Source organism: Brenneria roseae subsp. roseae, assembly GCF_003115845.1.
Lineage (GTDB): Bacteria > Pseudomonadota > Gammaproteobacteria > Enterobacterales > Enterobacteriaceae > Brenneria > Brenneria roseae.
Genome location: NZ_KZ819056.1, coordinates 1 through 1,223, shown reverse-complemented (window position 1 = coordinate 1,223; position 1,223 = coordinate 1). Strand labels below are relative to the sequence as shown.

Below are 1,223 nucleotides of genomic sequence, written 5' to 3'. Positions count from 1 at the left end.
TCGCTGCCGCAGCTTCGGTGCATGGTTTAGCCCCGTTACATCTTCCGCGCAGGCCGACTCGACCAGTGAGCTATTACGCTTTCTTTAAATGATGGCTGCTTCTAAGCCAACATCCTGGCTGTCTGGGCCTTCCCACATCGTTTCCCACTTAACCATGACTTTGGGACCTTAGCTGGCGGTCTGGGTTGTTTCCCTCTTCACGACGGACGTTAGCACCCGCCGTGTGTCTCCCGTGATAACATTCTACGGTATTCGCAGTTTGCATCGAGTTGGTAAGTCGGGATGACCCCCTAGTCGAAACAGTGCTCTACCCCCGAAGATGAGTTCACGAGGCGCTACCTAAATAGCTTTCGGGGAGAACCAGCTATCTCCCGGTTTGATTGGCCTTTCACCCCCAGCCACAAGTCATCCGCTAATTTTTCAACATTAGTCGGTTCGGTCCTCCAGTTAGTGTTACCCAACCTTCAACCTGCCCATGGCTAGATCACCGGGTTTCGGGTCTATACCCTGCAACTTAACGCCCAGTTAAGACTCGGTTTCCCTGCGGCTCCCCTATTCGGTTAACCTTGCTACAGAATATAAGTCGCTGACCCATTATACAAAAGGTACGCAGTCACCCCACCCCAAAACGCTCCACTGCTTGATTTTGATGTTGAACGTCGCTTCGCGCCGTTAACCGTCAATCGCGCTGTCGTTACGCATTTTGCGCACCACGCAAAGCGAAACGCNNNAATATAAGTCGCTGACCCATTATACAAAAGGTACGCAGTCACCCTGATTAATCAAGGCTCCCACTGCTTGTACGTACACGGTTTCAGGTTCTGTTTCACTCCCCTCGCCGGGGTTCTTTTCGCCTTTCCCTCACGGTACTGGTTCACTATCGGTCAGTCAGGAGTATTTAGCCTTGGAGGATGGTCCCCCCATCTTCAGACAGGATATCTCGTGTCCCGCCCTACCCATCGAGCTCACAACCTGTGCATCTTCGTGTACGGGACTATCACACTCTGTCGTGCGACTTTCCAGACGCTTCCACTGACACACAAGCTGATGCAGACTCTGGGCTCCTCCCCGTTCGCTCGCCGCTACTGGGGGAATCTCGGTTGATTTCTTTTCCTCGGGGTACTGAGATGTTTCAGTTCCCCCGGTTCGCCTCATCACACTATGGATTCATGTGATGATAGTGTGTCGAAACACACTGGGTTTCCCCATTCGGGTATCGTCGG

1 rRNA gene is annotated in these 1,223 nt (G+C 52.7%); it reads right to left on the bottom strand.

The window, feature by feature from the left end:
- Positions 1 to 1,223 (bottom strand): 23S ribosomal RNA (locus DDT52_RS20790); the annotation flags it as partial.